The following is a 16,037-nucleotide window of genomic DNA, read 5'->3' on the forward strand; positions in this document are numbered from 1 at the left end:
TATTGGCTAATTCAAACCGAGATTCGAAGTCAGTTGAACTAGCGAATCAGATATTAGAAAACTACCAACCAGAGTCTGTGGAAGACATGCAGAAGCACTGAAGGATCTATTTGGGCCCATGTTTGAGACTATGTTAAAGGGTGAGATGAATAATCATAGGGGCTATCAAACAAATAATAAAAATGAAAAGGAAACAGAAAATAGGCGAAATGGTTATGGGGAGAAAACCATAAAACGAGTACAGGTGAATTAGAGATTAAGGTCCCGTGCGACCGCGACGGCTCTTACAATCCTCAAGAAACGTAAAAAGGACGTTTTTCCGGGTGAGGATAAAGTGATTTCTATGTATGCCCGGAGTAAGTCCCAACGAGATATCTCTTCAACTATTGAGGACATCTATGGCTTTTCTGTATCGCATGAGATGGTGTCAGATATTACTGACAAGGTGTTACTAGAACGAGAGGAATGGCAAACTCGTCCGTTGAGTAGCTGTTACTCGTTTGTCTTTGTAGACTGCATGTACACAACTATTCGTAACCAATATGAAACGAAGAAATATGCTGTCTATACGATATTAGGTTACATAATGGAAGGAAAAAAAGAAATTCTTGGGTTATGGTTAAATGAAACAGAAAGTAAGCATAAATGGATGCAGATCTTTGATGAAATAAAAGTAAGAGGCGTAGAAGATATTTTCTTTATCTCCATGGATGGTGTAAGTCGTCTGGAGGAAGGAGCTCGTGCTATTTTTAGATGTCATTGTCCAACGATGTATAGTTCATTTGACTTGAAATTCTATCAAATATGTTTCAAGCAAGGATTATAAAGCTTTCACACAGGCGTTAAAGAAAGTGTATGGTGCTCCCGAGCCGGAAGACTTGCCTAAGTGCCTTTGAATCCTTCAAACAACAGTGGGCTGCCTATCCTGGAGCGGTTGATGTTTGGACGAGGAACTTCCACATGTCGATCAACTGTATGATTACGGAAGTGCAATTCGTAAAATCATGTACACCACCAATGCAGTAAAAAGTATCCATTCCAGCTTCAGAAAGGTAACAAAAAAAGGAGCATTCCCTAACGAGAACGCTCTGTTAAAAGTGCTATATTCACGTGTGAGAGAACTCGAAGTAAAATGGGATGGTGGTCATATTCGCGATTGGGCGATGGTTATGAACCAGTTATTACTCAACGATCAAATTAAGGAAAGGGTTCTAAAATATTTTGAATAAGAACTTACACATTTTATTTGACAAACCTTTATCCGCTTTTTGCATAGCTGCAGCTTTTTTATATTCAAAAAACATCTGCACTTTTTAATTACTAATTACAATAATGACTCCCAGTTTATGATGGGAGTCATTGTATCTTCTAATTAGAACGTTTTATTCATCTTCAAGGTCTTCTATCAAATTCTTCATTTCATCAATTTCCTTACGTTGAGCCTTTATAATTTCATCCGCAAGTTCCCGTACTCTCGGGTCTGTTATTTCAGCACGTTCACTGGTTAATAGTGCAATGGAGTGATGGGGAATCATTGCTTCCATATAATCAGTATCATCCACAATAGTTTGACTGCGTAATAGGAACAGTGAAAGGAAAAACACAACTAAACTTCCTGCAACAATACCGATATTAATCTTGCGGTTTTTTAACATATGGCGCATAAAAATCAACATAATTATAGCCATTGTGGCACCCATCAAAATTGCCATATATGCTCTAGTTTCACTAAAAAATACATGATTAAACTGAAATGTACTTAAATATTTGAAAATAAACATTACTATCGTAGATGTTAAAACCATTCCTGCAAATTTAAGATATGGCTTCATGATACACACTCCTTTATTAGACTACTTAAGAGTATTTAATACCCGATTTTTTTAAAAAATAATCTTTTTATATATATTTTTAAATAAAAAAAGTCGATTATTGCCCTGACGAAGCAAATGAATTTAAGAAGTAAAAACTATACATTGTATATATGTATCAAGAGACAGTAGGTAGGAGACAATAACCATGACTAAATCAAATGGAGGTTTTAATATGGGTATATTATCATCGTCACCAACAAACATGGATTTTTGTATCGATGCTTGTGTAAAATGTGCAAGAGCTTGTGAGGAGTGTACAACAGCCTGTTTACAAGAACCAGACGTACAAGCAAGAGCGCATTGCATTCAAACTCTAAATGATTGTGCTGAAATTTGTTTGCAAGCAGTAGCATATATGTCAAGTAATAGTTCATTTGCACAACAGCATTGTCAACTTTGTGCGACAATTTGCGAAGCTTGCGCAACTGAGTGTGAACAGTTTCAAGATGCACATTGCCAAGAATGTGCTAAAATCTGTCGTGAATGTGCAGACGCTTGTAGAAAAATGGCTTCATAATCATCAATTTAAAAAACTAATACATTTTGGAGACACTGAAAAGTCCCTTAAAGATTCGTGAAGAAAACCATTTATAGTTGGCTTTAAACATGGCAACAGCCTCACACAGTGCGCCCCACATTTTGTTGTAGATTTTTTGCACAGGTCATAAGTGTACAAGTAAATTCTTTGTGAAAGATTGTATTTAAAATAACGGAGCGTTTGTGGAGGATTATGAATTTAATTCCTCGGTGAAAATAAAGAGGATTAGGCTTTTTCACTTCAAAATCCCTTCAGTTGATGGGGTCAGTAAGCGTATAAACGTACGCCTGTCAAGTAGTCACATGCGGTTCGGGGTCAAGCTTTTTTATTTATATTGAATAGGTGCTATCGATCCTAAACCTTTTTGTCTTCTTCTATTATTATAGGAATCCATATGCCAGTCTATCGTTTGATAATGCCTATGTATATTGTTTTCTATTGGATGTGTGCTTGTCTAATAATAAAAAGTCTGCTAGCAACATAACTATGAAACAGGCACCACATGTGGACATTTGTACATATGTGGTGCCTGACCTATTCATTAGGATGGTCACCACCTTTTTTTAAAAAACTATTAAGCAGGATCTTCATAAGTATATCCATGGGGCTTGAAAGACAATTGTTACTTAATCTCCGAGAACCAGCTTCGCAATACGGTACATCAAGTTTTATTTAGTAAATCCTTCAATCAATGAAGTCAATTTAAATACCTATTTACCTATTTGCTATTGGTAATACCTTTTTATCCTTTACAGTTAGGTCTGGCAGGCCCTTGGTCAGTTTATCCAAAGATATATTTATTTAAAAATTCATTGCGAAATTTCCCTTCAGGGTCATATTTCTGCACTAAATTCTGAAATTCAGGCAATTTCTCATAAAATGATTGCACCCTCTTTGGGTCCATTGTAAATAATTTTCCCCAGTGTGGCCTGGCATGGAAGGCTTCAAGCGCTGTTTCTATTTTTGGCAACACCTGCTTTACTCCTTCCCAATCATCCTTCCAAGTAAAGTGTATTCCTATCGATTCCTGTTTATAGTTCATACTCATCCATAGATCATCAGCGGCGATACTGCGAATCTCAGATACTAGTAACAATGGTGCGATGTCCTTACCTAATGGACTAAGTGCCTTAACTGCATCACCGACATATTTCCGTGGGATAATATATTCGCTCTGTAACTCTTGCCCGCTGCTCGGTGTTAAGTTTATGCGGAAATGTGCTAATCGATCATGCCAAGGTCCAGGAATACCTAATTGATCCGTACAGGGATCCGTCTCGAGACCAGGTAGAGGGTGTAATTTTTCTGTTGCCAATTGGGCACCGTAAAATTGGGATGTTAAGTTAATCGTGTCCTTGTCCGTAATAGAACGCTTCAGCCAAACTTGTCTAAAACACTCACTCTTCCAATCGGTAAATAAACTGACACTATAACCGCTTGAGAATATCGCTTCATCATTTTCATGAAAATTCTTGAAGGATAAGTTTTCATAAACGTCTTGTCTTACCTGAAAGTATGGTATTAAATCAAGGGTAAGCTTTGTGATAATTCCGGCTGCACCAAGACTAACGGCTAACGCTTTTATTTCTTCTTCATTTTCTTCATGTGAGATGGAAACGATCTCACCATGCCCATTAACGAATTCTATTGCACTTACAATGGTAGCCAGGTTTCCATTTTTATTCCCTGATCCGTGTGTTGCCGTTGCACAAGCTCCCGCAACAGAAATGTGCGGAAGTGATGCAAGGTTATGGAGTGCCAGATCAGTTCCATCAAGATATTGACAAACCTCACTGTACTTCATCCCCGCTTCAATTGTAATTTTGCGTTGCTTGCTGTCAAAAGACACCACTTTATTCAGTTTCTCAAGGGAGACGATATTTTCTGTTGAGTCAGCAATATCGTTAAATGAGTGACGAGAGCCGACTACCTTTAATCGGTTACATTTTTTCACCAGCTGCTGCACTTCGGCAACCGTTTCAGGTGTATGCCAATTCGTTGCACTGTATATATAGTTGCCTGCCCAATTTCGTTGTTTTGTCATCTTACATTCTCCTCTACTAAGCCATTATAGAACTCTTCATACTTGACCGTATCAGTTCATTTTAACAGAGATTGAAAATTTTTACTTTTCGGAAGTGATGGGGTCTGACCTTTCTCATGGACAAGTGTCCACAAAGATGATAAGCCCCCATAGCCTTGTGCTCCAGTAAATTCTTATCACCAAGTGTCAAAAGTTAAACGTTTTTCAAAGCTTTGGGAGATGACCGGAAGAAAAGCTAATCAATAGTAAGAAAAAGATAATTGGGAAAAATGATGACATGATGACTTAATTGGAGGTGATAAAATGAGTCTAACTCCTGAACAACGAAACAATGTGGGGAAAGAATTAAGAGACAATTTCAAGCTTTCTGGATTAACACCAGAAGTTATTCAAGCTGACCTAGCTTTCAGTCACGAGCAGTTTGACGAAACGATAAAACTTGGTCCTACCTCTGATGAAGCGGCAGTATCGACTTTGCGTAATTATTTGGAGGAGAAGCTTAAAGAACAGGGAAAGGAACCTTCTTCTTATTCTGAGTAAAATCTACATTGTTAGACATACTAAGTGATGTAGGAAGGAAAAAAGAAATAGATGAGGTGTCAGTGAAAAACAACTTGGATGAACTTTAACCATAACAGTTAAGGTAGGAATCACAATCTTCATGCAAATGAGGTGTTGGTGATCGACAAACAAGTGAATGTAGATAACCATTAGCAAATACTTTTAAATGAGGTGTTAGCGATGGATAATGCTACAGAATGTTTTTAAGTAACTCACCAAAAGTATTTCATCCTTCCTTCACTGGACAGGGGCCAACACGCGCCCTTGTCCTTTTATTATGCAGTAGGAAATTATAAATTAGTTTATTGATACTTGGATTTCTACTATGTTACAAACAGCAAATAAAAACACTTGAGTTTTACAATGTTTAATGAGTATCCATATATCAAAGGGTTCAATGAAAGAAATATCGAAAAAGGACTTCCAATCAGTAGAAATACAGTTAGAAAATATATTTATAAGAGTCTTTTTCTGAGTAAAGGGGATATAATTCAATAACATCATGTTTTTGTTTTAAATCAATCACCCCATATTTTCCCCTAATAAACAATCTTGTCAGTTTCATTTTCTACTAGAGTGGTTCATTTTTCAATTGTCATTGTGGTTCAAGTTATCATATACAGCGCTTTAGTTGAAGAAAAGAGGACTCATAAAGTAGTGTCCTTTTTTCTATGGGGATTTTTAAAAATTAGGTCTTGTTAAAAAAAGATATAAATAGTAGGTTTCCCTAATTCTTTGAAATCCTATTTTGCCAATTAAATATATAACTTGTACATTTCTAGAGGAATAAACTCGAAGTTTTTTGAGTAAGATGATAATAATTAACTTGCAGTTACTTGCAGTTTGATTGTAGTTTGGTGTATTATAGGAGGTAAGAGGTGATGATTATGCTTACTACGTTCGAGAAAAGAGAATTCGTAAGACGTAGAGGTGACTTGACCCAACGTATTTTTCAAGATGAAAGTGAAAGCTTACTTTTATTCAAAGTTCTTGTGAATTTTTTGGACAAGACTAACGTAAATAAGTTAAATTTTAGTGAGTTACAAGAATCTATCTTGGAAAACAATGAACAAGTACAATCTTATTTGAATGACATCTTAGAATACATGGCAAATATCGCATCCGAGGAAAGCGATTTTGCGCCGACCTACACGACTGGCCAACTAGCTAAATATTTTGGAGTATCTATTACTACCATAAATAACTGGATTAATGAGGGTCGTTTCATTGGGGTTAACCGTGATGAAACAAACAAACAAGTCCGTATTTCTGCCAATACACTATATAAATCAAGGAATGGGAAACAATACCCTGTCTCTAGATATGTTCAGACCTATGAAAATGAGCAAGCTGAACCTGAAGGAAATTTATATGATACCAACGAATCTCTCTTCATTATCAACCAACTCGCATTATACGAAGAAAAGTACCATGGCGAATTCACGAAGACATTAGGAGAAAAGTCGTTAGATGAAATGACTCCTGAAGAACGAACAGATATGTCTACGTGGAAATATTTCTTACGGAGACAAGAGAGTCTAAATGTCTACGGGAATTCCCAAAACTAGTTTTTTCTTTATTGAAGAAGAGTTTGAAGAGATTGCAGAGATAAGAAATGGTTGTGTTGGATTAAAGAATGCCCCACCAGGGGCCATCAGAAAGACGATTCTTTTCAATGATATGTCGAAGCTCACATGTCAGGAGTTTATTAAAGAGGATTTTATAGAGTTTTACCATTACGATTATTACGATGGCGAAGGTAACATAATCATGAAGTTCCATTCCGAACCACATGAAGAGAAAAAGGATCAGACTGACACTGAACCTTTCCATATGCATGTTGCAACTGATATACATGACTTAAAAGCCAGTAAACGTATAAAAAATAAACATCTTCAAGAGCTATTTAAGATTATGGTCTTTATAGTCAATGGTGAGAATTTACAGCATACATACGTCAGACAACATACCAATACTGTAATTAAAAAGAAATAGATCAAATAAAAAGAGTCTGTGGAATTTCCTTGCCTGCAGATTTTTTTATCTTTTTATCTGAAGAAAACAAATTGTGTTTCTAATTAAATATTTGAGTTAGGTTACTTACTTGGTGTGATTGTGATTGCATAGGTGTTAGAAAACTTAACTCACTTAGATACTAAAGATTACCTTCGGATACTTAATACAAAACCGGCTAATAGTTTGTCAATATTGCTGCACAGTACAACGATACTATGCAATAAAAGATAATAGTCCACAATCTGGCGAGATTGTGGAAAACCAAAAGCCTAATTCCTCGGTCAAAATAAGAGGATTAGGCTTTATTATTTAATATCTCTAAAGTTTCTTCTGCTAAATACTTTGACAGCAATCGGTGGCAACTAGTAGTACAAACATGGCAAAGGTGGTACATTCTTGTGGCTGTAATCACCCGTGGTTCACTTTTGCTAAGTTATAGAAAAATTGTTATTTCACATATATACTTATAGCAGGAGATAGTTATGAATACCGAATAATTACAAGATTTTGGGAGGCTGTTATGCTTACTATCGGTTATATTGGAAATGGGAAAAGCACGAACAGGTATCATCTGCCGTTCGTATTGCAAAGAGAGAATATAAAGGTACAAACCATTTATCGAAGAAATCCTGACCATGATAGTTGGGATCCTATTCCTGGAGTAAAGTATACTTCTGATTTAGATGAATTGTTACATGACAAAGACATTCAACTGATTGTTATTTGCACTCAACATGACAGTCATTATGAATACGCAAAATTGGTATTAGAACATAATAAAAACTGTTTGGTTGAAAAGCCGTTTATGGAAACCTCCGAAAAGGCAAAAGAAATATTTGCATTGGCCAGTGAGAAAGGATTAATCGTTCAGGCATATCAAAACAGACGTTTTGATAGTGATTTTTTAACCGTACAAAAGGTCGTTGAAGAAGGGAAAATGGGGGACTTGCTGGAAGTGGAAATGCATTTTGACTATTATCGTCCCGAAGCATCTGAGTCTGTTCATTCTTTTGATCCTGCTTCGTCATTTTTATATGGACATGGCTGCCATACACTAGATCAGGCTATCAGCTATTTTGGCAAGCCAGACCATATCCATTATGATGTAAGGCAGTTATTGGGACAGGGAAGAAAGAACGATTATTTTGATATAGATTTATATTATGGAGAGTTAAAGGTATCTATAAAATCAAGTTATTTTAGATTAAAAGAAAGACCTAGCTTCGTCGTTTATGGCAAAAAGGGATGCTTTGTGAAAGAAACCAAAGATCGTCAGGAAGAGCATTTAAAGTTATTTTACATGCCTGATAACAAAGATTTTGGTCTAGATACCATCAAACATTATGGTGTACTGACATATATCGATGAAGAAGGAACAGTCCACGAAGAAAAACCGAAATCCGTAAATGGCGATTATGGAAGAGTATATGATGATTTATATGAAGCCATCATCCATGGCAAAGATAAAACCATAACAGACGAACAGACACTACTTCAAATGGAAATATTAGAAACTGGAGTGAAAGATTTGAAGTAGAGTGGTCGTAGCGGTGCCTGAGTTGATGGGGTCAGACCCATCTCATGGACAAGTGTCCACAAGGAGGGTCTGGCGCCTTTTTTTAATGGGTTTATTAACATTATCAAAGCGGTAGATGTATTTCACTTGTTGGGTTATAAACTTTAAGCCAATTTTCTGTTTCAGCCTTTATCCAACTTCCAAAGTGATTCAAGAATTTCAATATTTCTTCTGAACTTGATAATGGGTTGATTGCGTACCAAAGCGCTGTTCTCATCTCTTGATCTTTTTCAGGATAATGCTTCGAAAATAGTTTATAGGCTGGGAATAGATCCCTTGTGTACGACTGTTCTTGAACAATGACAAGCGCACCACCAGCCCTCACAATAATTCTCATGATCCATGAACAGCAATCCTTAATGTCCTCAATGTCGTCATTTCCTGTTAAATCATGCTTGGCTTTATCAATCAGAGATGTTAAGTGAATGAGGTGTTCATTTGCCAAGGAGCTGTCGGGTTTATAATCAGGGAGCTTACTTATTAGGTTTTCGCCATAAACACAAATACCATAGGTTTTTAGAATAAATGGGATCATGGAACAATATTTTGACTCCTCAATCTCACTTAAAGGGTAGAATCCTAATTCTACACCGTTTATAAAACGGAATTTTTGATCAATAAATTGTTCAGTTTCCTCCACCCAATCAAGATCAATATCTTGAGGATTAGAATAGGTTACTATTATTACGTCAATATCAGATACACCTACAATGTCTAACCCTCTTGGCACAGATCCTCTTATATAAATGCTGTGAATTTCCTTTGGTAAAACAAAAAGGCAGCTTTCATTTATTAGTCGGATTACTTCTTGAAATTTATTATTGATTTTTTTGGGATCAGACTGGCTTATTATATAGCCTTCGTCGTCTACAGAACATAAAGATCCTATTTCTTTAATTTCAGTCATATTTAAAAGTCCCCATTTCTTTAAGACTCAGTTTCGATATATACTCATTGGTTGAACAAGATTCAATGTTTAAGTCGTGAAAGTAGGTATCCTAAGGGTATCATAGGTTTCAATGCTTGGAAATAAAATCCCTTTCATCATTATATCGTTCATTGTAACTTTGTTTCGCTGATGATGAATTCCTTCTAATGTAAGATAATTGTTTAGATACTTAGTCGTGTGTAATTCAATTAATCTAGTTCTATTTCAATATTTAAAATTGCCATAATCATTTTAAGTAACTTTTTACTTGGTTTTCTTCGTTTCCAGGATAAGTGAAATATAAGTAACTAATAGAAAAATATCAAAAATAAAATTAGCGAACGAGTGTTTGCGTGGTATAATATAATTAATTGTAAATACTTGTAGAAAATATGTTACGATATTAATTCAGCAGAAGGAGACGTATTAATATGGGTAGACATGCAAAAGTTTTAGAAAAGGATAACATCGATAGACGTGAATTAGGTTATTATTATACTCCGAACTTTGTTTCAAAATACATTAGTAGTAGATTACTAATGTTAAATCCAAATGGGCAAACAGTACTTGACCCATGTGTTGGAAAAGAAGAGTTGCTAGAAGAATTCTTTCAAAATAATAAACTTGTTGATGGTATAGACGTGTACAAATATAAAGAGGATTACAGAAGTAATTTTATTCAAAAAGACTTTATCGAATTTTATTCGGAAATTAAGAGAAGTCAAAACGGGTCACAAATGACTATGGATAATTATAGCGATGTGGCGTATGAAAGTAAGCAATCAACTGACCTAGGTTATGATTATATAATAGCTAATCCACCTTATAATTGCCATGAGGTTGATTATATTAAGAGCAATAAATCGAATTTAAAAGAACTGTTTCCTGAGGTTGGAGTGCACAATATGTATAGCATGTTCATTTCAGCCATAATTGATATAGCAAAAGAAGGTTCGTTAATTGGTCTTATTACTTATGATTCATTTTTCACCGCAAAGGCTCATTCAGGATTAAGAAATAAGATTTTAAGCGAGTGTACAATTCATGAAATAACTATGTGTCCTAATGACCTTTTTCATGAGCAAGATGCTGATGTACGAACAAGTATAGTTATTTTACAAAAAGGAAAGTCGTCTCAAAGTGATGTTTTTGTTAGTAATCGACCCTTATCAAAAGGAGATTTTGAAATTCAATTAGAAAAACAACTTACCAATTTTAGAGCCAGCAATCAAAAAGTTTATAAGTTGTCAGATATTATATTGAATAATCCTAAAGACGGTTATGAATTTATAATTGAATGTCCAGATGATATTAAAAGTCTATTCTTAAATGATCGACTTGGAGAAAAGTTTAAATGTATAACAGGTATTTCAACGGGTAATGATCAATTGTATCTCTCTAAAGTAAAGGAAGATCCATTTATAATACCATTTTACAAAAATCCAGGTAAAAATAGATTTTTCACTAAAAATAATTTATATTTGCATAAGGACTTTTTGAAATTTGATTCTGAGATTAAGAACTTTATGGTCAGAAATAAAAAGCTCTTATATGAACCTGGAATTACCTGTTCTTCAATGGGAGTTGAATTTACAGCTGCTAAGCTTCCTAAAGACTCTACGTATGGAGTCAATGCAAACATAATTTGCGATGATCATGAGGCTTGGTGGCTGTTAGCTTATTTGAATTCAGAATTAGTAAGTTACTTAGTTAGAGGGATATTAATAAGATCTAATATGATTACTTCTGGTTATGTTTCTCGTATTCCTTTAATTAATATAAATGAAAATGATAAAACTAATTTAGGTCATTTAGCTAAAGAGGCACACGATAAGGCAAATGACGGAGAATCCTATCAAAAATTATTAAATGAAATTAATCATATAGTAAATAGATGTGCATTATTAAGTGATAACACCATTAAAAAAATTAAAAAATTTAACTTAGACCTAATAAAAAACACTTAAGAGCTTGGAAACTTCCAAGCTCTTTTTTTAATTTGAGATTGTTTGTATTTGTTCTATGCTTAGTTTTAAAGCGTTTGAAATTTCTACAATGGTTTCATCATTATCCATTCTTTTTCTTATACTTTTCTTTAATTTTGTTTTCCCGCCAAGTTTTGCAATTTTATTTTCTTCTATTAACTCCGCCAAGAATTCTTCATTTGTGCGTGGAACCATTTCGTTTAAATTTTTATACTGACTTGATTGTAGATTACCGTTGTTACTAGGGTTTACATAGACATCTGGAATCCATGTTGTAGGGCATATTATACACTTTACCAGTTCTATTTCCATTTCACTTGTAAAGTTTATTAGAAATGTTGCAACGTATAAGTTACTAGTAGGGTTTTGTGTTAAAAAGTCAATTAGTCCAATAGCTTTAGAAATATCATCTTTGTTTACTCTTCCATTAATAACAGCAGACTTTATATTAACATAGGACTTTACGCCATTTTCCAACTCAAATTCAAAGTCATAGACGCCAATTTCGGAACTAGCTGGTACAACTGATTTAAAACCATAATCATGATAATATTTTTCTAAATTTTGACTGATAACTTCTTCAACGATTCTCCATACTGTTCTTCCTTTTGCAGATTTTCTCCAGCCAAAGGGCATTAGCTCGTTATTAGCAATGGGAATATATTTAATGCGGTCTTGAATTAATTGATTAATATTTTTTTCAAGAAAATCCCTTTCTTGTTCAAGGTTATGTATTATCATGTCTCTATTCAATTAGAATCCCCCTCGTAAAAAGTGTATATTTGTCTATTATAACATGTGGTAATTCTTAAATTTCTAATAATTATTGACTTCGATGTAAAATGTATGGTTCTCTGTCAAATGTGGTGGAGTGAAAAACACACCACCACATTTGACAGAGAACCACTTTTTTCTGTAATGAATGTTTATCCTCTCAGGTATGTGTTTCAATTTTCCTGATAAGTTAAAAATATTAATAGATGGAGGGAGTATTATGAAACTACCTATCAGACCTTTTGTAGAATTTACAAAGAAACATTGGAAAGAAATAGGTCCAATATAAAAAAAGAAAAGAGCTAATGCAATACAAATTGGAAGTGGAACAATATATCAGACAAATAGAGGATGAGGAAAAATCTGAAGTGAAAGCAAAAAAGCCTATCCATTCGAAAAGAATAAAAAACTGGCAATCTGTATTAATACAAATTGAAGACAAAATTGCTACAAAAGACTATCATGAATATTTTATGATTTATAACGATAGTGATTACAATAGTCAATATTTCGAAGGGTACCTTACACTAGTTAATAAATTTAGGAATCTAATTAATAATGAAGATAATGGTCCCTTGTGTGAATTTTTATCTAAAACTATTAAGAAAAGTCAGACAGAATTAGAAAAGGATCTTGGTATTTAATGAATGTTAGTTTTCTGAGAGTTGATAGGGTCTGACCCTCTCATGAACAAGTGTCCACAAGGAGGTCCAGAACATTTCCACCATTCTTGTGGCTGTAAGCATACTATGCTTCACTTTTGCTAAGTTATAGAAAAATTTCCATTTCCCATCTATACTTATAGCAGGAGATAGTTATGAATACCGAATAATTACAAGATTTTAGGAGGCTGTTATGCTTACTATCGGTTATATTGGAAATGGGAAAAGCACGAACAGATATCATCTGCCGTTCGTGTTGCAAAGAGAGAATATAAAGGTACAAACCATTTATCGGAGAAATCCTGACCATGATAGTTGGGATCGTATTCCAGGAGTGAAGTATACTTCTGATTTAGATGAATTGTTACATGACAAAGACATTCAACTGATTGTTATTTGCACCCAACATGACAGTCATTATGAATACGCAAAATTGGTATTAGAACATAATAAAAACTGTTTGGTTGAAAAGCCGTTTATGGAAACCTCTGAACAGGCAAAAGAAATATTTGCATTGGCCAGTGAGAAAGGATTAATCGTTCAGGCATATCAAAACAGACGTTTTGATAGTGATTTTTTAACCGTACAAAAGGTCGTTGAAGAAAGGAAAATAGGGGACTTGCTGGAAGTGGAAATGCATTTTGACTATTATCGTCCCGAAGCATCTGAGTCTGTTCATTCTTTTGATCCTGCTTCGTCATTTTTATATGGACATGGCTGCCATACACTAGATCAGGCTATCAGCTATTTTGGCAAGCCAGATCATATCCATTATGATGTAAGGCAGTTATTGGGACAAGGAAGAAAGAACGATTATTTTGATATAGATTTATATTATGGAGAGTTGAAGGTATCTATAAAATCCAGTTATTTTAGACTGAAAGAAAGACCTAGCTTCGTCGTTTATGGCAAAAAGGGATGCTTTGTAAAAGAAACCAAAGATCGTCAGGAAGAGCATTTAAAGTTATTTTACATGCCTGATAACAAAGATTTTGGTCTAGATACCATCAAACATTATGGTGTACTGACATATATTGATGAAGAAGGAACAGTCCACGAAGAAAAACCGAAATCCGTAAATGGCGATTATGGAAGAGTATATGATGATTTATATGAAGCCATCATCCATGGCAAAGATAAAACCATAACAGACGAACAGACACTACTTCAAATGGAAATATTAGAAACTGGAGTGAAAGGTTTGGAGTAGAGTGGTCGCAGCGGCGCCTGAGTTGATGGGGTCAGACCCATCTCATGGACAAGTGTCCACAAGGAGGGTCTGGCACCTTTTTTCGGAAAATTGCTTATTAAAGTGACTGTGACTGACCTTTATTATATAATTTAATAAAATACTATTTCTTTGGAGGTGTTACGATGGCTATTCAAGATATTCGAAAACTAGCGCATGAATTGTTGGATGAACTTGAAGATGAGCAAGTTTCTGAAGTTGTTGGAAAAATGCGTTATATGAAAATCAAACGCGATAAAATGAACTATAAAGATGATTTTCCTTTGGTAGAGCTAACTAAAGAGGAAGTTAAGGCAATAAATAAAGCTAAAAGCGAATTTCAAAATGGCGAATATTATACTCATGAAGATGTATTTGGAGAAGAAGATTATGTATGAAATTTTATACTCTAAACAAGCTGCTAAATATATTAAAAAACAAGACAAACCAACCAGAAGGCGACTAGAGAAAGCATTGCTTACCTTGGCTGAAAACCCATACCAAACTTTGAATCTTGATATTAGTCCTTTGAAAGGTATTAACAGTGCTTTTCGTTTGCGTGTTGGAGATTTTAGAATCATTTATGAGCTAAAAAATAAGGAATTACTTATTTTTGTTATTGCCGTAGGTAGTAGGGGTGAAATATACAAAGGAATGATAAGGGAAGCGTGTTTTGATTTAAGTAACTCTTTACCAATTCACCGTTAGAACGAACCCCCACACTATTATGCACCCCCCTATAACCCCTCAAAAAGTTATCGTTGTTTGAAAAAATGTTCCTTCCAATTTTGCACGTTAGATTCATTATTTAAATCAATGGATGGTGACGTAGAGGATGGTTTAGTGTTTTCAGGTGCAAGAGTACATGAATTCAAATCCAAATTACCTGTCAAAAAGATTATGGATCTAGTCATACGTGATTATCAAAGTAGTAAAGTACAGGCAGCTAATCCTTAATTAGAAATAAATTGACTCAAGTGAAAAATAGAAGAGAGCCTCTATTTGAGATTTGATGTGGTCAGATCCTTCTCATGCACATTTCCAATTAATGAGAAATCAGGACAAAAGAACCGTCAGATCCCCGGTGATAAGCTAACGTTCTTATCGCTCTAGATTTTTAATAGATGCAATTACCTCTAAATGGAGTCGGCGATTTTTTGGAATATCCAAACATTCTTCTTCTAAATAAAAATCGTCGTAGTCTACTATAAACCCACATTCCATTACTTCATAGAAATTTTTAAACAATACCTCAAGCAGGGGTTGGCTCGGTAACAACGAATCTTCTAACTGGAACCTTTTTGTTGAGCTGGGATTATACCAAAAAATTTCTGACTCAAAGTCATCCCTTGTTACATAACGTTGTTTTTGATATTCGAATAAGAAAAAACTTGATCTTCGGGTGTACAGGATGAGGCCATTCCGTACCGCCTTATTAAGTTTGTTCAATTCACGATCATAGTTGTCCACTTGAGGTCGATTAACTTGTTTTCCTTTTCTCTTACAATCCTTACAAATGTGCTGTCGATGCCCTTTCCCACTGAATTTCTCGTTTGGACGTGTTCTTCCACATTGTCTACAGTAGTGGCCCCGTTTCTTCTTTCCCATGATAAAACTCCTTTTACAAATGACAGCTTTTGAAAAAGTCAAAAGTTAGCCATTTACTTCAATAGTAGTTTAATACAAAAAACAATCATTATATGGGCTTTTAATCGGTTCATTAGTTCATAATATCAGGTGATTTCTTTTTGAAATAATATCAAATGGAACAAGATAACTACACTTTTATTTTTTCATATTTATTACTATAACGTACAGTAGATTGTTTAAGTTTTCATTACTATTGATATA

General features: G+C 34.6%; 18 protein-coding genes and 1 pseudogene. 13 read left to right on the forward strand and 6 right to left on the reverse strand.

Translation table 11 applies throughout. The features are described 5' to 3' along the window. The first annotated feature begins 289 nt into the window (after positions 1-289). Positions 290-826 (forward strand): transposase, encoded by a 537-nt coding sequence (locus LD272_RS21760; RefSeq protein ID WP_439647397.1) that lies wholly within the window; start codon positions 290-292, stop codon positions 824-826. Between the two features lie 115 nt (positions 827-941). After that, entirely contained in the window at positions 942-1,229 is a 288-nt protein-coding gene (locus LD272_RS21765; protein ID WP_439647393.1) for a transposase, read from the forward strand. A 153-nt stretch (positions 1,230-1,382) separates the two neighbouring features. Here the strand turns inward: LD272_RS21765 and LD272_RS11645 are convergent, their stop codons facing one another. Further along, positions 1,383-1,832 carry a DUF305 domain-containing protein gene (locus tag LD272_RS11645; protein WP_226036779.1) on the reverse strand — a complete coding sequence of 150 codons (450 nt, stop codon included), beginning with the start codon at positions 1,830-1,832 and terminating at the stop codon, positions 1,383-1,385. 214 nt (positions 1,833-2,046) lie between these two features. Here LD272_RS11645 and LD272_RS11650 point away from each other — a divergent pair, with 214 nt between their 5' ends. Next, on the forward strand, positions 2,047-2,391 hold the full coding sequence (locus LD272_RS11650) for a four-helix bundle copper-binding protein (RefSeq protein WP_226036892.1): 345 nt from the start codon (positions 2,047-2,049) through the stop codon (positions 2,389-2,391). A gap of 802 nt (positions 2,392-3,193) precedes the next feature. Here the strand turns inward: LD272_RS11650 and LD272_RS11655 are convergent. Beyond that, on the reverse strand, positions 3,194-4,456 hold the full coding sequence (locus tag LD272_RS11655) for an FAD-binding protein (RefSeq protein WP_226036780.1): 1,263 nt from the start codon (positions 4,454-4,456) through the stop codon (positions 3,194-3,196). A 303-nt stretch (positions 4,457-4,759) separates the two neighbouring features. Between LD272_RS11655 and LD272_RS11660 the strand changes: the two genes are divergently transcribed. The 4 genes from LD272_RS11660 to LD272_RS11675 all read left to right on the forward strand — a co-directional run bounded on the left by LD272_RS11660 (position 4,760) and on the right by LD272_RS11675 (position 8,570). Beyond that, positions 4,760-4,996, forward strand: coding sequence for a DUF2316 family protein (locus LD272_RS11660; RefSeq protein WP_226036781.1), 237 nt, complete (start codon positions 4,760-4,762; stop codon positions 4,994-4,996). Between the two features lie 899 nt (positions 4,997-5,895). After that, positions 5,896-6,585: a helix-turn-helix domain-containing protein gene (locus tag LD272_RS11665; protein ID WP_439647394.1), complete on the forward strand. Its 690-nt coding sequence runs from the start codon at positions 5,896-5,898 to the stop codon at positions 6,583-6,585. After that, positions 6,560-7,012, forward strand: coding sequence for a toxin-antitoxin system TumE family protein (locus LD272_RS11670; protein WP_226036782.1), 453 nt, complete (start codon positions 6,560-6,562; stop codon positions 7,010-7,012). The genes LD272_RS11665 and LD272_RS11670 overlap by 26 nt, the downstream gene beginning before the upstream one ends. A 541-nt stretch (positions 7,013-7,553) precedes the next feature. Then, on the forward strand, positions 7,554-8,570 hold the full coding sequence (locus LD272_RS11675) for an oxidoreductase (protein WP_226036783.1): 1,017 nt from the start codon (positions 7,554-7,556) through the stop codon (positions 8,568-8,570). Between the two features lie 103 nt (positions 8,571-8,673). Here LD272_RS11675 and LD272_RS11680 read toward each other — a convergent pair whose 3' ends face one another. After that, positions 8,674-9,516 (reverse strand): nucleotidyltransferase family protein, encoded by an 843-nt coding sequence (locus tag LD272_RS11680; RefSeq protein ID WP_226036784.1) that lies wholly within the window; start codon positions 9,514-9,516, stop codon positions 8,674-8,676. 69 nt (positions 9,517-9,585) lie between these two features. Beyond that, positions 9,586-9,732, reverse strand: a pseudogene (locus tag LD272_RS11685) (IS1595 family transposase); the annotation flags it as partial. Between the two features lie 236 nt (positions 9,733-9,968). Between LD272_RS11685 and LD272_RS11690 the strand changes: the two are divergent. Continuing rightward, the gene (locus LD272_RS11690; protein WP_226036785.1) at positions 9,969-11,504 is read left to right on the forward strand and encodes an N-6 DNA methylase; all 1,536 of its coding nucleotides are present in this window, start codon (positions 9,969-9,971) and stop codon (positions 11,502-11,504) included. A gap of 27 nt (positions 11,505-11,531) precedes the next feature. Here LD272_RS11690 and LD272_RS11695 read toward each other — a convergent pair whose 3' ends face one another. Further along, entirely contained in the window at positions 11,532-12,275 is a 744-nt protein-coding gene (locus tag LD272_RS11695; protein ID WP_226036786.1) for a hypothetical protein, read from the reverse strand. A 326-nt stretch (positions 12,276-12,601) separates the two neighbouring features. Here LD272_RS11695 and LD272_RS11700 point away from each other — a divergent pair, with 326 nt between their 5' ends. From LD272_RS11700 to LD272_RS11720, 5 genes are all read left to right on the forward strand, one after another. Beyond that, the gene (locus tag LD272_RS11700) at positions 12,602-12,940 is read left to right on the forward strand and encodes a hypothetical protein (RefSeq protein ID WP_226036787.1); all 339 of its coding nucleotides are present in this window, start codon (positions 12,602-12,604) and stop codon (positions 12,938-12,940) included. A 211-nt stretch (positions 12,941-13,151) separates the two neighbouring features. Beyond that, positions 13,152-14,168 carry an oxidoreductase gene (locus LD272_RS11705; protein WP_226036788.1) on the forward strand — a complete coding sequence of 339 codons (1,017 nt, stop codon included), beginning with the start codon at positions 13,152-13,154 and terminating at the stop codon, positions 14,166-14,168. A 164-nt stretch (positions 14,169-14,332) separates the two neighbouring features. After that, positions 14,333-14,584, forward strand: coding sequence for a hypothetical protein (locus LD272_RS11710; RefSeq protein WP_226036789.1), 252 nt, complete (start codon positions 14,333-14,335; stop codon positions 14,582-14,584). Further along, complete coding sequence (locus tag LD272_RS11715) at positions 14,577-14,894, forward strand: type II toxin-antitoxin system RelE family toxin (protein WP_226036790.1); 318 nt, start codon at positions 14,577-14,579, stop codon at positions 14,892-14,894. The genes LD272_RS11710 and LD272_RS11715 overlap by 8 nt, the downstream gene beginning before the upstream one ends. A gap of 57 nt (positions 14,895-14,951) precedes the next feature. Beyond that, the gene (locus tag LD272_RS11720) at positions 14,952-15,143 is read left to right on the forward strand and encodes a hypothetical protein (protein WP_226036791.1); all 192 of its coding nucleotides are present in this window, start codon (positions 14,952-14,954) and stop codon (positions 15,141-15,143) included. Positions 15,144-15,287: 144 nt separating this feature from the next. Here LD272_RS11720 and LD272_RS11725 read toward each other — a convergent pair whose 3' ends face one another. After that, positions 15,288-15,794, reverse strand: a complete 507-nt coding sequence (locus tag LD272_RS11725) for a hypothetical protein (protein WP_226036792.1) — start codon at positions 15,792-15,794, stop codon at positions 15,288-15,290. Positions 15,795-16,037 lie beyond the last annotated feature (243 nt).

This window comes from Aquibacillus saliphilus (genome assembly GCF_020404745.1).
Classification (GTDB): Bacteria; Bacillota; Bacilli; order Bacillales; family Amphibacillaceae; genus Aquibacillus; species Aquibacillus saliphilus.

What these genes read in the sequence shown, in the direction of transcription:
- LD272_RS11645 (WP_226036779.1), bottom strand. Translation starts at nt 1,832, where the DNA reads ATGAAGCCATATCTTAAATTTGCAGGAATGGTTTTAACATCTACGATA.
- LD272_RS11650 (WP_226036892.1), top strand. Translation starts at nt 2,047, where the DNA reads ATGGGTATATTATCATCGTCACCAACAAACATGGATTTTTGTATCGAT.
- LD272_RS11655 (WP_226036780.1), bottom strand. Translation starts at nt 4,456, where the DNA reads ATGACAAAACAACGAAATTGGGCAGGCAACTATATATACAGTGCAACG.
- LD272_RS11660 (WP_226036781.1), top strand. Translation starts at nt 4,760, where the DNA reads ATGAGTCTAACTCCTGAACAACGAAACAATGTGGGGAAAGAATTAAGA.
- LD272_RS11670 (WP_226036782.1), top strand. Translation starts at nt 6,560, where the DNA reads ATGTCTACGGGAATTCCCAAAACTAGTTTTTTCTTTATTGAAGAAGAG.
- LD272_RS11675 (WP_226036783.1), top strand. Translation starts at nt 7,554, where the DNA reads ATGCTTACTATCGGTTATATTGGAAATGGGAAAAGCACGAACAGGTAT.
- LD272_RS11680 (WP_226036784.1), bottom strand. Translation starts at nt 9,516, where the DNA reads ATGACTGAAATTAAAGAAATAGGATCTTTATGTTCTGTAGACGACGAA.
- LD272_RS11690 (WP_226036785.1), top strand. Translation starts at nt 9,969, where the DNA reads ATGGGTAGACATGCAAAAGTTTTAGAAAAGGATAACATCGATAGACGT.
- LD272_RS11700 (WP_226036787.1), top strand. Translation starts at nt 12,602, where the DNA reads ATGCAATACAAATTGGAAGTGGAACAATATATCAGACAAATAGAGGAT.
- LD272_RS11705 (WP_226036788.1), top strand. Translation starts at nt 13,152, where the DNA reads ATGCTTACTATCGGTTATATTGGAAATGGGAAAAGCACGAACAGATAT.
- LD272_RS11710 (WP_226036789.1), top strand. Translation starts at nt 14,333, where the DNA reads ATGGCTATTCAAGATATTCGAAAACTAGCGCATGAATTGTTGGATGAA.
- LD272_RS11715 (WP_226036790.1), top strand. Translation starts at nt 14,577, where the DNA reads ATGTATGAAATTTTATACTCTAAACAAGCTGCTAAATATATTAAAAAA.
- LD272_RS11725 (WP_226036792.1), bottom strand. Translation starts at nt 15,794, where the DNA reads ATGGGAAAGAAGAAACGGGGCCACTACTGTAGACAATGTGGAAGAACA.